Consider the following 18,490-nt stretch of genomic DNA (forward strand, 5'->3'; position numbering starts at 1 on the left):
TTACTTGTAGCCGCGTCTCTTTTTTTATTTAAGGGAGAAATATAATGACCAAATGGTTGTTTCACCGCCAACTAGATTCTGCAGTGACCGCTCAAAGCCTTCGCACCTTATTATCAGATGAATGGCTATTGCCTAAATACTTAATCCGGCAACTACGGATCAATCAGCGGGTGTTAGTTAATCATCAATATCATCCCGTCAACACAATTGTCCACGCTGGTGACCAAATCCAGTTAGAGTTTGTTACATCTGATTTTACCCACCTGCCCCACCCCATTACCGTTGATCCTGCCGGAACTGTTGAAGTAGTGTATGAAGACCACGACCTCTTAATTGTAAATAAGCACCGTGGCGAAAAAACTCACCCTAACCAACCAGGAGAATTAGGCAGCACCCTTAACTTTGCTGCCAATTATTTGGCAAGTAAAGGTGAAGCGCCGTACATGGTTCACCGCCTGGACATGGAAACTAGTGGAGCTCTGATCATCGCTAAAAACCCCGTAGCCGTCCCTATTTTAAACCGCCAAATTAGTAATAAAATTATTGAGCGAACTTACTTAACCTGGGTCCACGGAGTTGGATTGCCTAAATCTGGCACAATTGATTTGCCCATCGGCCGGGATCCGGAAGATAAACGAAAACGGAAGGTGAACGGAATCAACGCTCAATCTGCTCTAACTCATTATCAAGTACTAAAAGAACAAGCTGGAAATTCCTTATTGCAAGTTAACCTAAAAACCGGTCGGACTCACCAAATCCGAGTGCATTTGGCAGCTAGTGGCCATTCTTTAATCGGCGATCCCCTTTACAGTAACGATAATATTGAACAACCAATGCTGTTACATTCCTGGCAGGTGGTCTTCCCACTGCTATTCAGTCATCAATGGCAAACTGTAATGGCCCCCGTTCCAAAAGGTTTCGAGCCATCAAGTTAACCACAAAAAAAGCCAACCGCAAATGCGGTTGGCTTTTTAGCTTAATAAGTAATCAAATTACTTGTTAAGTGGTTCCCACTTCCAGTTTACAACTTCTGGTAAGTCGGTACCTTCTTCACGGATGTAGGCATTGTGCTTAGCAACCATGTTGTTCATTTCGTGAATGAAGCTCATTCCCTTAACGCTGTATTCTGGAGTGTTATTAACAACATCAGCAGCAACGTGGAAACGATCCATTTCGTTAAGAACTCGCATATCGAATGGAGTAGTAATATCACCTTGTTCACGGTAACCATGAACGTGTAGGTTATGGTTGTGACGATCGAAGAAGATTGACTTAATCATATCTTCGAAGCCGTGGTAAAGGAAGAAGACTGGGGCATCAGTTGTAAACAAAGTATCAAATTCTTCGTCAGTCAAACCACGAGGGTCAACATCTGGACGACGTAATTTAAGAATGTCAACAACGTTGATGTAACGAATCTTCATTTCTGGGAAGTTCTTGTTCAAGATTGAAATAGCAGCAAGGGCTTCCAAGTTAGGTTCTGAACCAGCAGCAGCGATAACAACATCAGGTTTTTGACCTTGATCAGTAGATGCCCAATCAATGTAGCCAAGACCATTGTTTACCAAGTTAGTTGCTTCTTCAATTGAGTACCATTGTGGACGTGGGTGCTTTGAAGTAACGATCAAGTTGATAGTTTCGCGAAGTTGGAATGCAGTGTTACCAACAGCTAACAAGGTGTTAGCATCAGCTGGTAAGTATTCGCGGATAAGTTCAGGTTTCTTTTCAGCCATGTGAGTAAGCATACCTGGATCTTGGTGAGTGTAACCATTGTGATCTTGTTGGAATACAGTTGAAGTGTTAACAAAGTTCAATGATGGGTAATCATGACGCCATGATTGTTCTGAAGCTTTACGTAACCACTTCATGTGTTGAGTCAACATTGAGTCAACTACTCGTCCGAAGGCTTCGTAAGTTGAGAAGAAGCCGTGACGACCAGTCAAGACATAACCTTCCAACCAACCTTCAGCTTGATGTTCTGAAAGTTGTGAATCGATTAATTGACCTGAGTGAGCAACATCTTCGTCATAAGGAAGGTTGATATCTTCCATCCATTGACGAGGAGTAGCAGCAAGCAAGCCATAAAGACGGTTTGACTTAGTTTCATCAGGACCAAATGAACGGAATGAATCTGGGTTCATCTTAGTAACAGCGCCTAACCATTCTGACCAAACGATCATATCTGATTTTTCTTCAGCACCGTGTTCCTTAATGTCAACAGCAAATTCCTTGTAATCAGGAAGTTTTAATGGTTCTGGGTGGATACCACCGTTAGTGATTGGGTTCATAGCCATCCGTTGGTCACCCTTAGGAGTGGTGTCAGCAATTTCTTGCTTCAATGAACCGTCTTCGTTGAATAATTCTTCTGGCTTGTATGACTTCATCCATTCAACAAATTGATCTGCATCTTGCATATCATTAGCTGAAAGGTTCAATGGAACTTGGTGAGCACGGAATGAGCCTTCGATAGGGTCACCATTATCATCAAGAACAGGACCAGTCCAACCCTTAGGTGAACGAACGATGATCATTGGCCATACAGGAAGAGTTGCAGTTTCTGCAGTTTCGTTTTCACGAGCATTCTTTTGAATAGCTTTGATTTCTTCGATAACAGTATCCATAGTCTTAGCCATCTTTTCGTGCATTGGCATATGGTTGTTCCAGTTATCAAGACCATCACCAGTTTCAACGAAGTATGGCTTCCAGCCCATACCTTCGAAGTACTTAGTAAGTTCTTCGTCACTCATTCGTGAAAGAATAGTTGGGTTAGAAATCTTGAAACCATTCAAGTTAAGGATAGGCAATACAGCACCATCTTTAACTGGGTTAATAAATTTGTCTGAGAACCATGAAGCAGCTAATGGACCTGATTCAGCTTCCCCATCACCAACTTCAACAGCGGCAATAACGTCTGGGTTATCAAAGATAGCACCAGTACCATGAGAAATTGAGTAACCAAGTTCGCCACCTTCATGCATTGAACCTGGAGTTTCAGGAGCAGCATGAGAAGCAATTCCGCCTGGGAATGAGAATTGTTTGAATAACTTAGCCATACCTTCTTCATCTTGAGTGATGTTAGGGTAAATTTCAGTGTATGAACCGTCAAGGTATGAGTTAGATACCATAACTTGTCCACCGTGACCAGAACCTTCAATATAGAACATGTTCAAATCATACTTCTTAATAGCACGGTTTAAATGTGCGTAAATGAAAGTTTGAGATGCAATAGTTCCCCAGTGTCCAATAGGCTTAACCTTAACGTCTTCTGGTTTAAGCGCGGTCTTCAACAATGGGTTGTTACGTAAGAACAATTGACCAACTGATACGTAGTTAGCAGCGTTCCAGTACTTGTCAACAAGTTCTAAATATTCTTTTGAATCGTAATCTGCCATCAATTAACACTCCTTCATAAATGTCCAAATTTAAAGTTACAAGAATGTTCGTAAAACTCAAATGTCCTTTGAATATTTTACAACCCCTATCTTAATCGTTTTTTGATAAAAGTCAACCTTTTTATAAATTGATACGGTCCAATTATCCAAAGCTGTAAAATACTCACTGAACACCCCAATTATGGACTGTTTCGCCATATTAGTCCACCAATTGATCTGCAGTTTACAGGAGAAAAATTAAACTGAAATTAAAAAAATAAATTTAATTCAACAAAAAAATCCATCAAATTTGATGGATTTTTTAGCCGTTTTCGTCTAAGTTGACAAACGTATTGTAATTTAAGTATTTATAATGCAAGCGCATATTGGAAACTTCAAACGGAGTTCCGTCATCTAAGAAGAAAATCCCTTCCATGATACCGACTGGTTCCACTGGTTTCAAATTCAATAGCTCTTGATCTTCTGGTGTTGAAGGTGCTGCCGCAATCGTCATGAACGATTTAGTAACCGTTTTACCAGTTGAACCTTCCAAAAAGTTAAAAATAGAACCCTCAACAGTTTCCACTGACAGGCCCGGTGCTACCTTGATGGGAATATACCCTAGTTCAATCATAAACGGTTGGTCGTCAAAGGACCGTAATCGTTTAATTTCATAAACAAAATCTCCTGGATTCAAGAAGAGTTCGGTCTGCAATTCTTCATTTGCCGGAATTACCCGAAATTCTAGTAACTTGATACTAGGGATTTTGCCGTCACTCTTAAAACTGTCAGTAACCCCTAGGTTAGAGCCTTCATATTGAAATATAGTTTGGTTTTTTTGGTACAACGGATTAATAAACGTTCCTGATCCTCGTTTTTTAAAAATGATTCCCTGATTAGCCATAATATTTAAGGCTCGCTTAACCGTGCTACGACTAACATCGTATTCCACCATCAAACTCCGTTCATCCGGTAGTTTTTGGGTTGGAAATTCATCATTTTGAATTCGTTGTTTCAAATCGGCCAAGATTTTTCGATAAACTAAATCAGCCATGATTGCTCCTATTCTTTTCCATTCGTTGACACTATCACTAGAATAGTATACCAGAAGTAACCCGGAATACCACCCAAAAAAACAATCCTCCCTTTCCTAAACGGAATTCAATAACTATAATAGGTAGATAACAAAACGACTAGGAGGACTTGGCATGTCTAAAAAAAAGGATAAAAAAATCCATAAAACTTTAGTAGAACAAATTCTAGATAAAAATAAAATTAATTATCAACAAATTATTTTCCCTACCTATCAAAAAAACGATGTTGCTCAGTTAGATGTTTCCCATACCGGCTACGACGAAGGCCATATCTACAAAACTTTGGTCTTAACTGGTAAAACGACCGGCCCTGTTGTCGGTGTGGTGCCCATCAATACTCATTTGGACGAAAAAAAATTAGCCAAAGCATCTGGTAACAAAAAAGTGTCTATGGTGCCTTTAAAAGATCTCTTAAAAACCACCGGCTACGAACATGGTGCCAACACTCCAATTGGGATTTGGGAAAAATATAAATATCCCATTTACATCGATACCCGGGCCGAAGAACAGGGTGAAATCATCGTTTCTTCCGGTCAAATTGGCCGGTCAGTTCAACTCAATGCTACTGATATGAAAACCTTGGTTCACGGTACCTTCACTGACTTAGAGGAGAAATAGCTATTAACCTTACCTTACTTGGACACAATGCAATAATAGTAGCTTTGAATCTGGTTATCATCCCACTAGCCTTTACGGGGGCATTATCATGGTTAAATCGTCAGACCAAAAAAATACTGGTCACTTACTACGGTCCTAATAGTCAGGTCTGGTTGGGTGGCTTAGGTATCATGATTCATGAAGCTAGTCATTTAATAACCGCCCTTATCTTTCGTCATCAGATTGATGCCGTTAAGTTACTTCAGTTTCCTTCCGCCGACCAGCAAACTTTAGGTTACGTCCGCCACTCTTGGAACCAGCAAAGTAAATACCAACAGCTCGGTAATTTTTTCATCGGCTTAGCACCTGTAGTAGGCTGCTCATTAGCATTAGCTGGATTGGGCTTTTGGTTAGTTCCCAACTTAATGCACGGCTTGATGATCTGGGGGATAAACTTAAGTAGTGGCCAATTGGCGGCCAGCCCTGATCTAAGAATCGATAAATGGTGGCACATCCTATTATTCATGATTTTAGCTACCAATATTAGCTGGGGCGGCTTTGATTTAAGTCCTGCTGATTTGCAAAATACCGGTGCCGGAGCTTGGCTTTGGGGGACTGTTTTAGTAATCGGAACGTTAGTGTTGACCTTGATTAGCCCTCAAGGAATTTGGCTAGTTTGGCTAAATTATTTAGGCTGGAGTTGGGCAATTTTGTTAGGCTTTGCCCTACTTTTATCCCTCTTCCTACAATTAATTTTAAGAATCGTAATCCGTTTTACTAAATAGGTTTGACGAACCGATTCGCTTAATAATATACTGATAACCTCGCACCAAACGAATTATGAAAATGAGGTTATGAGTGATGAAAATTCCTAAAGTAGTTTGGATCGACGCCATCGGGGTGGGACTATTTACTACGGTGTACTGTTTAATTATGAGTGGGTTTAACTTATGGATGGGTTCCGCTGCTTTTATCGCAGTTTCGTATTTTTTTGGAGCCGGCTTTCCTAAGGATAAAACCGGTAATATCTTGCTAAGCTTTGCCTTAGGAATTTTGTGGGGGCTATTAGCTCATTGGTTGCTGCTCAATGCCTGGTTAGCTCAGGTATGGCCATCTGCAATTATATTTGGCATCTTAACGTTTATTGTCTTATTTTTGCAGGGGACTATTTTGCCATTTACCATTGTTCCGGCTTGGCTAATTGCTTGGGGAACCACCATGCTGATTATTTCCAACCTAATGATTCATAATTGGCTAATCTTTAGCCTGCAATTATTTGCTTCCATGGTTTTAGGAATCGTAGTAATTGGTTTTGCATCGGATTATTTTAAACGGTGGCTGCTAAATAAATCTAATAATAAAAAAGATAATCGCCCTAATTAAGGGTGGTTATCCTTTTTATTATCCAATACTGCCATCCATTTGATATTTAATCAGCCGGTCTAGTTCCACGGCGTATTCCATGGGAAGTTGTTTGGTGAACGGCTCTAAAAAGCCCATCACAATTAATTGGGCGGCACTTTTTTCGTCTAATCCCCGACTCTGTAAATAATAAAGTTGCTCCGCCGAAATTTTAGATACGTGGGCTTCATGTTCAATCGTTCCGTCGTTGACATCGATATCATTAACCGGAAACGTGTCACTAGCACTTTGATCATCTAGCAAAATCGTATCACATTCCACGTGAGATTTAGCATGGTGCGCCTCCTTGGTAAATTTAATCAACCCACGATAGTCAGCTCGTCCCCCACCATGGCAAATTGCCTTGGAAACGATGCTACTACTAGTATTAGGAGCCAAATGAATCATTTTAGCACCGGTATCTTGGTGCATTGAATTTCCGGCAGCTGCAATCGATAACATCAACCCGGTCGCGTGTTCTCCCACCAAATAAACACTGGGATATTTCATGGTAACCTTAGAGCCTAAATTACCGTCAATCCATTCCATCGTAGCTCCGGCTTCTGCTTGAGCGCGCTTGGTTTCTAAACTATAAACGTTAGTGGACCAATTTTGAATGGTGGTATAACGACAATAGCCTCCCGGCTTCACAAATACTTCCACTACCGCGGCATGCAAACTATCTTCGGAATAATTGGGCGCCGTGCATCCCTCAACGTAGTTTACACTCGCCCCCGCTTCCACAATAATTAACGTTCGTTCAAACTGACCAGTCCGACCAGCATTGATGCGAAAATAACTTTGAATGGGAATATCAGCGTGAACGTTAGCAGGAACATACAAGAAAGTACCGCCCGACCACACAGCTGTATTTAATGCCGCAAACTTATTATCGGTTGCCGCAATTAGTTGGCCAAAGTACTGCCGCACTAGTTCTGGATGTCGTTGAAGCGCCGTATCGGTATCCATAAATAAAATTCCCTGTTCCGCCAATTCCCGTTTTAAATTACTATAAACCGCTTCTGATTCATATTGCGCTCCCGAGCCCGCCAAATATTTACGTTCGGCTTCTGGCACCCCGATCAGTTCAAAGGTTTCCTTGATCTCATCCGGTACATCTTCCCAATCACGGGCAACGTGATCAGTAGCCCGCTGAAAATATTGAATCTGATCCAGGTTTAAATTAGATAAATCCGGGCCGTATTTAGGCATCGGCATTTGTAAATAGAGTTGGTACGCCTGTAGTCGTAAGTCTAACATCCATTGCGGTTCTTGCTTAACTGCCGAAATAGTTCTAATAGTTGCTTCATTAATCCCAGCCCCCGTAGAAAAAACCGGGGTAGTATCAGCCATAGGTCCCCGTTCATCGGTTAAATTTTGATCGTTTAGTTGTGATTGATCAGTCATTTTCGGACCTCCCTTCTTGGATGCCAGTTTGAAGCGCATGCCAAGCTAAAGTACCACATCGCACCCGCGTAGGAAAATTATGCAACGTTGCAAACGCCACTAGGTCTCCTAAGCTCTCGGTTGCGGTTGGTTGAGCCAGCACCAGTTTTTGAAAAGCGGTCCATACATCGGCAATCTCCATTACTGTTTTACCTTGCAATAGGCTCACCATCATACTGGCAGATGCCTTACTGATGATACAGCCATCTCCAGTAAAACTAATTTCAGCTAGCCGCTGACCATCTCCATCCCATTTGCCGTAAACGGTTAAATCATCCCCACAGTCAGGATTTTTTAAATGGCATTTAAAATCATAATCAACTAATTCACTGAAGCCGACCGGATAATTAGCGTGGGTTAAAATAATTTTTTGGTAGAGTTGTTCAATCTCATTCATAATAATAAGCCCTCCACTTGATCTAAAGCGGCTAAAAAGCGATCCACTTCGGCGCTAGTGGTAGCCGCAGAAATACTGGCACGTACCACACTATCCGTTTGCAAAGCTTGCATTAACGGGGCCGCACACATTTGCCCGGCGCGCACTGCTACGTTGGCAGCGTCTAAAATCGTGGCTACATCGTGGGCGTGAATCTGTTTAAAATTAAAACTTACAGCCCCGTGGTGGTCACCAGCCACTTGCGAGCCATAAATTTGAATCGGAAAATGAGACTGCAGGCCCGCCATTAACCGGCGCATTAACTTTTGTTCGTGAGCTTGAATAGCAGTAAAACCTAAACGTTGCAAATAGTTAACCGCTGCTCCCAACCCTAGTACCCCCGCAATATTGGGGGTACCAGCTTCTAACCTTAACGGTAATGGCTGCCAAGTAGCGTCCTGTTGAGTCACCTCTTGAATCATCTCCCCGCCAAACCGCACTGGCCGAAGTTGTTCTAATAAGGATTGCCGACCGTATAATACCCCGATACCAGTCGGACCAAACATTTTATGACCAGAAAAAGCTAAAAAGTCTGCTCCTAACGCCTGGACATCAATGGGTAAATGTCCCGCCACCTGAGCAGCGTCAGCCACTAAAATACCACCATGTTGGTGGACCAATTCAGCCACTGGGGCTAACTCTAATTTGGTCCCTAAAACGTTGGAAACTAGGGTTAATGCCACAATTTTAGTATGATCTGTCAGCTGCTGTCTCAATTGCTTAATATCAATTTGGCCGTCAACGGTAACGTTTAAATACTTCAATTGCGCACCAGTTTGCTGAGCTACTTGCTGCCAGGGGACCAGGTTAGAATGATGCTCCATTAAACTCACCATGATTTCATCTCCGGGCTGTAATACTTGCCGGGCGTATCCAGCTGCCACCATGTTTAAACTATCGGTGGTACCACTGGTAAAGACGATCTCTGCTGAATTAGTCGCATGAATAAAATTTTTAACTTGTTCCCTAACCGCTTCGTATTGACTAGTCACCTGGTGCGCTAAACCATACATCCCACGGTGAACGTTTACTTTTTGAAACTGGTAATAATTAGTCACGGTCGTTAACACTTCATCAGGCATCGGGGTGGTAGCCGCATTGTCTAAGTAAGCTACTGGTTGATAATTGGTCATTTAACAACTCCCCCTTCTAATACTGGTTGCATAAAAGTGTTAATTAAAATTTGTTCAGCTAAGAATAGCGGTAATCCCCGACTTTGCAAATAGTATAATTGTTCTTCATCGTACTGCCCAATACTAGCAGCGTGGCCAGCTTGCACGTCATTTTCATCAATTAATAACATCGGATTGGCACTTCCTAGCACCTCTGGACCAGCAGTTAATAGCCGATTTTCTTGGTCCGCATTAGCTCCGTGAGCACCGTGTTCAATTTGGCCTACACTAGTGAAGTTCATCTTAGCGTTATCAAATAACACCCCGCGCATTTTAATTCGACTAAAAGTGTGAGGCGCAAAATGTTGAATTTGGGTCTGTAAATTAAATTGATCATCTTGACGAGCTAAACTACCAGCATAAAAGTAACCACTGGCCCCGGGCTGCGCTAATTTAATTTTTAAATTGCCTAGTAACTTTCCCCGTAACCTAGGAATAACCGTCCAACTACACCTAGCAGATTGTTGCACCGCTAACTCACCTAACAGTAAATGGTTTCCTGATTGTTCAGCATGCCATTCAGTTCGACAGTCTAGTTGACCGGCCACTTCACCAGCAAATACGATGCTACTTTGTGGTGTCTCAGCAGTGAAATGAAAGTCAGTAGTAAGATTTAGTCGACTATTCGCGCCTATGTTGAGTAAGACAATCAATGGTGTAGCGGCTGAGTCGACATTAATTTTAAGCTGTAAAGGCTCGTTAAGTTCAACGTTGGCTGGCAAGGTAATTGCTAGCCCCTGCCAAGCTTTAACTAATTGATCGGCTACGAACTGATCTGGTTGGGTAGTCAACCTCGCTAATTGTTCTCTCTGCCAGTCCGTTAGGTTATGACGCTGGATTTGCTTGATAGTTCCGCCCAACTGCGTAAATTTCGTCAAATTGGCTTCAGTCACATTCCAGTCCCAGCATAACGGCTCGGTCACTGCCCAAATAAAATCAGCGGGATCATACTTAAAGCCCATCATTCGGGGGTAATTTTTCAGCGTTGAATTTTTCAATGATTGTCACCAGCTTCTGCCAATTGAGAGTAGCCGGTCGCTTCTAATTGGGTGGCTAATTCCGGACCACCAGTTGCTACGATATGACCGTTCATCATGATGTGGACTACGTCCGGCACTACATAATTTAATAATCGTTGGTAATGGGTCACCATCAACGCGCTGAAATTATCATCGCGCATTGCATTAATTCCCTTAGCCACAATTTTGAGAGCATCAATATCTAGCCCGGAATCAATTTCATCTAAAATAGCTAAACTAGGCTTTAACATCATTAACTGCAAAATTTCATTACGCTTTTTCTCTCCACCAGAAAAGTCAGCATTGAGTCCCCGTTCAGCAACTTGCGGATCAATTTCTAAAAACTGTATGGTTTGTTTAAGCTTCTGTAAAAAGGGCAATACTGGTACTGCTTGGCCGTTATTTTGAGCGTTCAACGCCGCATGAATAAAATCAGCATTAGAAATTCCAGCAACCTCCATAGGATATTGCATCGCTAAAAAAACACCACGTTGGGCCCGTTCATCCACCGTTAATTGGGTAATATCTTCCCCATTAAAAATTAATTTACCGGCAGTAATTTCATAACGCGGATTGCCCATAATAGTCTCTGACAGCGTCGATTTACCGGTACCATTCGGCCCCATTAGGGCGTGGACTTCTCCAGAGTTAATTTGGAGATTCACTCCCGTTAAAATCTCTTCCCCAGCAACTGCAACGTGCAAATCATCAATGATTAAACTGCTCATTTTAAACTCCTTTACCGAATTAATTTATCCCAGATCACCACTTGATCTTGTTGCAAGGACTTAGGGACGTCAATAATTCTTTGGTTACTACTGCCACGAAATTGTAAGGTCAAATCTTTCAAGTCTTCCATAAATCGGCCATCAACTAAAATATCTAGATAACTTAGTAGCTCCAATTTGTCGATGGATTCTTGCATTAACTCATCCCATTTATATCCAGTCCACGACCAGATATCTTTATCATGGCCAAATTCCTTACGAATTCGTTTGCATAGTCGTAAGCTCACCTGTGTATTCAAAAAGGGCTCTCCCCCTAAGAGAGTTAAGCCCTGAACGTAGCTTTGACTGAGATCTGTGATAATTTGATCCTCTAATTCTTGTGTGTATGGCCGGCCATAATGAAAATTTTGTGCGGCTTTGTTGTAACAGCCTGGACAATTAAATAAACAACCAGAGACATATAAGCTACACCGAATCCCCTCACCATCCACCATATTGAAGGGCTTGTAGTCAGCAATATAATTACGGCTCCGCTCTGCAGCTAACCATTGTTGTGGTTGCGGGTTGTTGGGAAGCCGTTTAGGACTATTAGTCATCATTTAAAGCCCCCAATTTCATGTTTTTCACCCGAGAAGCAATTTCTTTATGTCTGCCCTTTACCATCGGTCTAATCATTGGGTTACCCAAGTAACCGCAGGTCCGTTTGACCACGTCACAGGTTTTAGGATCCCGGTTGCCACATTGGGGACACTCAAAGCCACGCGCGGTGGGTTTGAAATCTCCGTCGAATCCGCATTGATAACAGTGATCAATGGAAGCATTAGTTCCCAAATAGCCTACGTGATCGTAAGCCCAAGTCCAAACGGCTTCTAAAGCCGCCGGATTTTGTTTAAGGTTTGGATATTCACAGTAGTGGATGAATCCTCCAGAAGCGTACTTAGGATAGTCTTCTTCAAAGGTTAATTTTTCAAACGGAGTCGGATTTTTACGAACATCGTAGTGAAAACTGTTGGTGTAGTATTCTTTATCCGTAATATCTTTGATCCGCCCAAATTTTTCAATATCGTCCTCACAAAAAGTATCAGTCAAGGATTCAGCCGGAGTGGAATACACACTAAAGTGATAACCATATTCTTCTTCCCAGGCAACGCAAGCATCGTGGAGGTATTTTACGATAGCGACCGTAAAATCATGAGCCGCTTGATTAGTTTCCCAATTAGGACCAAAAAAGGCGGTTCCCACTTCGTAAAGACCGATATACCCTAGTGAAATGGTGGCCCTGCTGTTCTTAAATAGTTCATCTACAGAATCAGTGTCCTTTAAGCGCACTCCGAAAGCACCATTCTTGTACAACGTTGGCGCATTCACCGGTTGGGCCTCTTTACAGCGTTCAATCCTAAATAGTAAGGCTTTTTTAGTTAGGGCCAATTTATCGTCCAGAATTTCCCAAAATAGTGACTCATCCCCCTGAGCCTGTAACGCAATCCGAGGTAAATTAATCGTCACGACCCCTAGATTCATACGGCCACTATTTACTTCTTCTCCCTGTTCATTTTTCCAGCCCTGTAAAAAACTCCGACAACCCATAGGAGCCTTAAAGCTCCCTGTCAATTCTACAATCTTGTCGTACATCAAAACGTCAGGATACATTCGTTTAGTAGCACACTTGACCGCTAATTCCTTCACATCATAATTTGGATCAGTTGGATCTAGGTTGACTCCCCGCTTAAGAGTAAACACCAATTTCGGAAAAATGGCGGTCCGGTGTTGCTTGCCTAGTCCTTTAATCCGCACTTGCAAGATTGCCTTTTGGATTTCCTTTTCAATCCACGATGTCCCTAAGCCAAAGCCCACGGTGGTAAATGGGGTTTGCCCGTTTGACGAGAACAAGGTGTTTACTTCATATTCCAATGCCTGCATGGCATCATAGATATCTTTTTTAGTTTTAGTTCGAGCAAATTCTTCTCGTTTATCAGCCGTTACCCACTCAGCCGCTTCTGAAAGATGCTTTTGGTAGTTTAATTCTGCATAAGGAGCAAGTAATTCGTCGGTCCGATCAGAAGAGCAGCCGCCGTATTGGCTAGAAGCTACGTTGGCAATAATTTGAGACATTTGGGCGGTAGCGGTTTGGATAGATCTAGGAGATTCTACTTCGGCGTTACCAATTTCAAAGCCATTAGCTAACATTCCCTTAAAATCAATTAAACAACAGTTAGTCATCGAAGTGAGCGGTGAATAATCTAGATCATGAAAGTGAATGTCACCACGCAAATGGGCCTTAGCCACCGTTTCTGGCATCATCGTTAGTCCCATGGATTTACCCACCATTCCAGCAGTTAGATCCCGACGCGTGCTGAAGATATTACTGTCCTTATTGGCGTTTTCGTGGACTAATTGATCGGTTTCACTAAATAATTGATTTAGCTTGTGTTGGGGGTCAATCGCCTTTTTCCACTTGTTCATATCTTGTTGCCGATATAGATCGTACTTGGCTACTAAATCCGCTTGGTCATTAGCTAGTAGCACTCTGCGAAAAATCAACCGAATTTCTTGAACGGTAATTTCAGTTTCTTTGGTATTAATTTGCTCTAAAATTTGTTGCAATAACGTTTGGCGTAATTGAGGATCAACAGTTAAATTATTTACTACTAATTCGATTTTATAAGGATAAAATTTAACCCGCTCACCATCCATTTTAACTGCGGTTGCTGGGCCAGCAGTTATTGTTCGAGCGGTTGATTGAATCGTTTGATTTTCCATAATTAGCCTCCTACCTAAATTTTTAACCATTGTCTAACTCACTATTTCGAGCTAATTTGACTAGTCATTCGGCCTAACTTCAGACCTTCAATATTGTTAATCTTACTCGGATAATTTTTGGAATATAAGTCTTGAAGTCTCAATATGTATGTGCTTATCTCAATCAAAAACACTACATCTTGTGTTTCAAAGCTATTTGTGGATTAAAAAACTTTCTTGAAATAATTTCAAGAAAGTTTTGAATTAACGCTCACCGTTCCATTCAGCTTTAAATTCTGCTAAATAATCTAACATTACCTGATTACGATGTTGACCAATTTTTTTGGCGGGGGCGGTATTTAATTGATCGGCCAATTTAAGCAACTTTTCGTAAAAATGGTTGATCGTGGTTCCTGGTTGTCGGTATTCTTCTTTAGTCATTTTTTCTCGCGGTGCAATCAACGGATCGTAAACCGTTTCGCCAAAATGCCCACTATAGTAAATAGCCCGCGTAATGCCAATGGCGCCAATCGCATCCAAGCGATCAGCGTCTTGGACAATTTGACCTTCTAGCGATAGCGTCTGACGTTCAACTAAATTCGCACTAAACGACATATTGCTAATAATATCCATCACCGCACTCGCTTGATCACTTTCAAATTCCGCTGTCGCCAATAACTTTTCCATCTCATTTTGCTTGGCAGCCAGATCAGTGACTAATTTATCATCAGCCAAATCATGCATGTAAGCTGCCGCTAACACAATCGCCCTATTAGCTTGGGGCAGGTCCCGTAAAATTAATTCTGCATTTTTGACTACCCGTTGAATATGATCGAAATTATGTCCGGTTGTATCAGCCTGCATCTGCTGTTGAACTGTTAAGGCAATAAGAGATATATTTTCAGACATGGAGAAAACCTGACTTTCTGTTTTTCTTTAGAATAACATGAAAACAACGAATTAATTAGTGTTTATATTATTAGTTGCCCCACAAAAAAACGCCCAGCTTCCGCTCGGCGTTTTTCTTATCCCGCAATCTAATTATATATATTATTCAGGTGCTAATTTACTTCTTTTCTACTCCCCGACCATCGTATTCATCGATCATAATTTGCTTAAGATCAGCCATTAATGGTTCTTTAGGGTTAGCAGTAGTACATTGGTCTTCGTAAGCCAACTTAGCTAATTCATCAACGGTAGCGTCAAATTGAGCTTTATCAACGCCCCAATCTTTCAAGCTAAGAGAAACGCCAACTGAATGGGCCAATTCAATAATCTTGTTTACCAAGGCTTCTTTCAATTCTTCGTCACTATCGCCTTTGAGGCCAACGTAGCGAGCAATTTCAGCGTAATCCTTGTCAGCTCTAAATGATTCGTACTTAGGCCAAACGGCAATCTTCTTAGGCAACTTGAAGTTGTAACGAATAACGTGTGGCATAGTGATAGCGATGGCAATTCCGTGGGTTAAGCCAAATTCTCCCCCGAGTTTATGGGCGATAGAGTGGTTGATTCCCAAGAAGGCATTCCCAAATGCCATCCCAGCTAATGTAGCTGCGTTATGCATTTCCGCTCTAGCAGTTGGGTCACCATTGTAAGAATCAGTCAAGTTTTCAAAGACTAACTTAATTGCTTGAAGTGACAATGGCCGAGTGTAATCTGAGGCCATTACGGAAACAAATGATTCAATTCCGTGACAGAGAACGTCCAATCCAGAAGCAGCAACGGTACCCTTAGGGACGGTTTCCACAAATTGAGGATCAATAATGGCAACGTCAGGAGTCAACGCATAATCAGCTAATGGGTATTTAACGTGTGTCTTAGAATCGGTGATAACGGCAAATGGAGTTACTTCTGAACCAGTCCCAGAGGTGGTTGGAATGGCTACAAATTGAGCTTTCTTAGGCTTATTGAACCGGTATGCCCGTTTTCTGATGTCTAAGAATTTTTGCTTAGCGCCAAAGAAGCTAGCTTCTGGATCTTCGTAGAATAACCACATGTTCTTAGCGGCATCCAATGGTGAACCACCACCTAAAGCAATGATGGTGTCTGGTTGGAAGGCCCGCATTTGAGCGACCCCTTTGTTAACCGTATCAGTAGTTGGATCTGGTTCAACACTTGAGAATAATGAGTATTGAATTTCGTTAGGGCGACGCTTTAATTCGTCTAAGACGATGTCAACGTAGCCGTGTTCTACCATTGATGGACTAGTAACGATGAAGACTTTTTCGATGCCAGGCATGCTGTCCAAGTAACGAACAGAAGTCTTTTCGAAGTATACCCGTGGTAATTTAATCCATTGCATATTATTTCGCCTCTTTGCGATAGTTTTGATGTTCAAGAGGTCATAATCAGTAACGTTGTGAGAAATTGAGTTAGCACCCCAGGAACCAGTTCCTAAAGTCATGGAAGGAGTCATTTGGTTGTACAAGTCACCAATCCCACCGAACCCACCAGGAGTATTAACTAAGACCCGGGCAGACTTCATTTGCTTACCAAATTCAACGGCCAAATCTTCATCAGTGGTTTGAATCCCAGCAGTATGACCAAGACCACCATAGTTCAACAATGCTTCACAAACAGCAAAGGCTTCGTCATGACCGTTAACTCGGTAGAATGACAATACCGGACTTAATTTTTCACCAGAAAGTGGGAACTTAGGACCAATTTCACCATTAGCTAATTCAGCAGCAAGGACCTTAGTGTTTTCAGGAACCTTAATTCCGGCTAATTCAGCAATTTGGATGGCTGATTTACCAGCGATGGGTCCTTTAACGCCGCCCCGCTTAGCATCAAACATTGCGTCAGCCAAGGCCGCTTTGTCTTCAGCGTTAATGAAGAAAACGCCGTTACGTTCAAATTGTTCCTTGATGTCGTCGTAGATGGCGTCATCAACTACCGCACTGTTTTCAGTAGCACAGATCATCCCGTTATCAAATGTCTTGGAAAGAACGATATCATTAACGGCACGGGCGATATTAGCCGTTTTTTCAATGTAAACCGGACCGTTACCTGGACCGACACCTAAAGCTGGCTTTCCAGTTGAGTAAGCAGCCTTAACCATTCCAGGACCACCAGTTGCCAAAGTACTAGCAACGTCTGGATGATTAATTAACTTAGTAGTGGCTTCTAAGCTAGGTTCTTCAATCCATTGGATAATTCCTTCTGGTGCCCCAGCAGCAACCGCAGCGTCTCGAACTACTTTGGCAGCGGCAACGGAAGATTTCATTGCTTGAGGATGGAAACTAAAGATAATTGGGTTTCTAGTCTTCATAGAAATAATAGACTTAAATAATGTGGTAGAAGTTGGGTTAGTAACTGGAGTGATTCCGGCTAAAACTCCAAGTGGTTCCGCCACTTTAATTAATTGGCGTTCCTTATCATCTTCAATGATCCCAACGGTTTTATGATCTCGAATATGGTGCCAAATTTCTTCAGTCGCAAAAATATTTTTAACGGCTTTATCTTCAGCCACCCCACGACCAGTTTCATCAGCTGCCATAATGGCTAAATCCATGTGGGCATCTAAGCCGGCCATTACCATTTGGTGAGTAATATAGTCGACTTTGGCTTGGTCAAACGAATCCATTTCGTGTAATGCGTCAACGGCATTAGCAACTAATCCGTTAATTACATCGTCAACACTAGTAGTTTTTACTTCAACATCTTGTTTTGGTTTGTTTTGGTTTTCCTTTGCCATGTGTAAGCCTCCAAGAGGAAAAATGATTGTTATTTATTTCACAAAAATATCATATCACGTTTTCAAAAAATGTAAACAGTAATTGCTCAATATTTTACAAATAAATTTAAAAAAAGAGTTAAACGCTGTTATACCAACGTTTAACTCTTTTTATTAACTCTATAATTAGATTGCATTTTATGAAAACGATTCCATTGCCTTAACGTGAACGATTTCACTTATCGTGAACTTTAGGCAACGGCTTAGTAATGATTTCTAACAACTTTTGCGACTCTAACCGATCAATAATAGTATTTACAGCTACTTGTAATAATTTGTCGTTTAAATTAGTTTCAGCCAACGCCTGGGTATTGCGCTGGTTAATATTTTTTAACGAAAACGTTAGTCGCTTCATGAAATTATCGTAAGCCTGTTGTGGATAAATCTTGGCAGTCACTTGATCCATCCCCCGCCGGATAGTTTCCAACGAAAACGTAGGCTTTAACAAGCTAATCAAAATAATATCGGCAATTTGCATCGTTTGATATTTCTTTTTCACCGGTGCCATAATCGCCTTTTTCTTGACGTAGTTATTAATCATTGCCGGGGTGATGGGATCGATTTCTAATGGTCCTAACAAACCATTCACTAAAGCAGTCACTTGATCCATGTAGAGTTCGAACTTGGGTAACTCATTCCAAAGTGGCAGTTCAACTGCTTTAATTTTAGCTTCCCACGCTTGGTAACGTTCTTTTTCTGACATTTTGAGTGCCTCCTTTTTCTATCATCTAGTATATCATACCAGATGACA

16 protein-coding genes are annotated in these 18,490 nt (G+C 41.7%); 4 read left to right on the forward strand and 12 right to left on the reverse strand.

Annotation, left to right across the window (positions count from 1 at the left end; translation table 11 throughout):
• Positions 1-44 precede the first annotated feature (44 nt).
• Complete coding sequence (locus tag FC56_RS07805) at positions 45-935, forward strand: RluA family pseudouridine synthase (RefSeq protein ID WP_056978820.1); 891 nt, start codon at positions 45-47, stop codon at positions 933-935.
• 57 nt (positions 936-992) lie between these two features.
• Here FC56_RS07805 and FC56_RS07810 read toward each other — a convergent pair whose 3' ends face one another.
• Both FC56_RS07810 and FC56_RS07815 read right to left on the reverse strand, forming a co-directional pair.
• A complete protein-coding gene (locus tag FC56_RS07810; protein WP_147649720.1) occupies positions 993-3,395 on the reverse strand; it encodes a phosphoketolase family protein in 2,403 nt (800 codons plus the stop codon).
• A gap of 298 nt (positions 3,396-3,693) precedes the next feature.
• Positions 3,694-4,425 (reverse strand): GntR family transcriptional regulator, encoded by a 732-nt coding sequence (locus FC56_RS07815; RefSeq protein WP_054671261.1) that lies wholly within the window; start codon positions 4,423-4,425, stop codon positions 3,694-3,696.
• A 154-nt stretch (positions 4,426-4,579) separates the two neighbouring features.
• On the opposite strand from FC56_RS07815, the gene FC56_RS07820 reads away from it, so the two are divergent.
• The 3 genes from FC56_RS07820 to FC56_RS07830 all read left to right on the forward strand — a co-directional run bounded on the left by FC56_RS07820 (position 4,580) and on the right by FC56_RS07830 (position 6,445).
• The gene (locus tag FC56_RS07820) at positions 4,580-5,083 is read left to right on the forward strand and encodes an aminoacyl-tRNA deacylase (RefSeq protein ID WP_054671257.1); all 504 of its coding nucleotides are present in this window, start codon (positions 4,580-4,582) and stop codon (positions 5,081-5,083) included.
• A gap of 44 nt (positions 5,084-5,127) precedes the next feature.
• Positions 5,128-5,847: a hypothetical protein gene (locus tag FC56_RS07825; RefSeq protein WP_147649722.1), complete on the forward strand. Its 720-nt coding sequence runs from the start codon at positions 5,128-5,130 to the stop codon at positions 5,845-5,847.
• Positions 5,848-5,923: 76 nt separating this feature from the next.
• Complete coding sequence (locus FC56_RS07830; RefSeq protein ID WP_056978826.1) at positions 5,924-6,445, forward strand: DUF1097 domain-containing protein; 522 nt, start codon at positions 5,924-5,926, stop codon at positions 6,443-6,445.
• 18 nt (positions 6,446-6,463) lie between these two features.
• Here FC56_RS07830 and sufB read toward each other — a convergent pair whose 3' ends face one another.
• The 10 genes from sufB to FC56_RS07880 all read right to left on the reverse strand — a co-directional run bounded on the left by sufB (position 6,464) and on the right by FC56_RS07880 (position 18,442).
• A complete protein-coding gene (sufB, locus tag FC56_RS07835) occupies positions 6,464-7,870 on the reverse strand; it encodes a Fe-S cluster assembly protein SufB (protein ID WP_056978828.1) in 1,407 nt (468 codons plus the stop codon).
• Entirely contained in the window at positions 7,863-8,306 is a 444-nt protein-coding gene (sufU, locus tag FC56_RS07840; protein WP_056978830.1) for a Fe-S cluster assembly sulfur transfer protein SufU, read from the reverse strand. Before sufU ends, sufB begins: the two co-directional genes overlap by 8 nt.
• Positions 8,303-9,478, reverse strand: a complete 1,176-nt coding sequence (locus FC56_RS07845) for an aminotransferase class V-fold PLP-dependent enzyme (protein ID WP_056978832.1) — start codon at positions 9,476-9,478, stop codon at positions 8,303-8,305. Before FC56_RS07845 ends, sufU begins: the two co-directional genes overlap by 4 nt.
• A complete protein-coding gene (locus FC56_RS07850; protein ID WP_056978834.1) occupies positions 9,475-10,515 on the reverse strand; it encodes a SufB/SufD family protein in 1,041 nt (346 codons plus the stop codon). Before FC56_RS07850 ends, FC56_RS07845 begins: the two co-directional genes overlap by 4 nt.
• Complete coding sequence (gene sufC, locus FC56_RS07855; RefSeq protein WP_056978836.1) at positions 10,512-11,264, reverse strand: Fe-S cluster assembly ATPase SufC; 753 nt, start codon at positions 11,262-11,264, stop codon at positions 10,512-10,514. Before sufC ends, FC56_RS07850 begins: the two co-directional genes overlap by 4 nt.
• An 11-nt stretch (positions 11,265-11,275) precedes the next feature.
• Entirely contained in the window at positions 11,276-11,863 is a 588-nt protein-coding gene (gene nrdG / locus FC56_RS07860) for an anaerobic ribonucleoside-triphosphate reductase activating protein (protein ID WP_056978839.1), read from the reverse strand.
• On the reverse strand, positions 11,853-14,024 hold the full coding sequence (nrdD, locus tag FC56_RS07865; RefSeq protein WP_056978840.1) for an anaerobic ribonucleoside-triphosphate reductase: 2,172 nt from the start codon (positions 14,022-14,024) through the stop codon (positions 11,853-11,855). The genes nrdG and nrdD overlap by 11 nt, the downstream gene beginning before the upstream one ends.
• A 243-nt stretch (positions 14,025-14,267) precedes the next feature.
• A complete protein-coding gene (locus FC56_RS07870) occupies positions 14,268-14,912 on the reverse strand; it encodes an HD domain-containing protein (RefSeq protein WP_056978842.1) in 645 nt (214 codons plus the stop codon).
• 157 nt (positions 14,913-15,069) lie between these two features.
• Positions 15,070-17,700 carry a bifunctional acetaldehyde-CoA/alcohol dehydrogenase gene (gene adhE / locus FC56_RS07875; RefSeq protein WP_056978844.1) on the reverse strand — a complete coding sequence of 877 codons (2,631 nt, stop codon included), beginning with the start codon at positions 17,698-17,700 and terminating at the stop codon, positions 15,070-15,072.
• A gap of 214 nt (positions 17,701-17,914) precedes the next feature.
• Entirely contained in the window at positions 17,915-18,442 is a 528-nt protein-coding gene (locus FC56_RS07880; protein ID WP_056978846.1) for a DUF1836 domain-containing protein, read from the reverse strand.
• Positions 18,443-18,490 lie beyond the last annotated feature (48 nt).

The sequence above is a fragment of the Lentilactobacillus senioris DSM 24302 = JCM 17472 genome (assembly GCF_001436555.1).
Classification (GTDB): Bacteria; Bacillota; Bacilli; order Lactobacillales; family Lactobacillaceae; genus Lentilactobacillus; species Lentilactobacillus senioris.

Coding starts and splice junctions, on each gene's coding strand:
- FC56_RS07805 (WP_056978820.1), top strand. CDS start 45: ATGACCAAATGGTTGTTTCACCGCCAACTAGATTCTGCAGTGACCGCT.
- sufU (WP_056978830.1), bottom strand. CDS start 8,306: ATGAATGAGATTGAACAACTCTACCAAAAAATTATTTTAACCCACGCT.
- sufB (WP_056978828.1), bottom strand. CDS start 7,870: ATGACTGATCAATCACAACTAAACGATCAAAATTTAACCGATGAACGG.
- FC56_RS07880 (WP_056978846.1), bottom strand. CDS start 18,442: ATGTCAGAAAAAGAACGTTACCAAGCGTGGGAAGCTAAAATTAAAGCA.
- FC56_RS07845 (WP_056978832.1), bottom strand. CDS start 9,478: ATGACCAATTATCAACCAGTAGCTTACTTAGACAATGCGGCTACCACC.
- adhE (WP_056978844.1), bottom strand. CDS start 17,700: ATGGCAAAGGAAAACCAAAACAAACCAAAACAAGATGTTGAAGTAAAA.
- FC56_RS07870 (WP_056978842.1), bottom strand. CDS start 14,912: ATGTCTGAAAATATATCTCTTATTGCCTTAACAGTTCAACAGCAGATG.
- FC56_RS07820 (WP_054671257.1), top strand. CDS start 4,580: ATGTCTAAAAAAAAGGATAAAAAAATCCATAAAACTTTAGTAGAACAA.
- nrdG (WP_056978839.1), bottom strand. CDS start 11,863: ATGATGACTAATAGTCCTAAACGGCTTCCCAACAACCCGCAACCACAA.
- sufC (WP_056978836.1), bottom strand. CDS start 11,264: ATGAGCAGTTTAATCATTGATGATTTGCACGTTGCAGTTGCTGGGGAA.
- nrdD (WP_056978840.1), bottom strand. CDS start 14,024: ATGGAAAATCAAACGATTCAATCAACCGCTCGAACAATAACTGCTGGC.
- FC56_RS07815 (WP_054671261.1), bottom strand. CDS start 4,425: ATGGCTGATTTAGTTTATCGAAAAATCTTGGCCGATTTGAAACAACGA.
- FC56_RS07830 (WP_056978826.1), top strand. CDS start 5,924: ATGAAAATTCCTAAAGTAGTTTGGATCGACGCCATCGGGGTGGGACTA.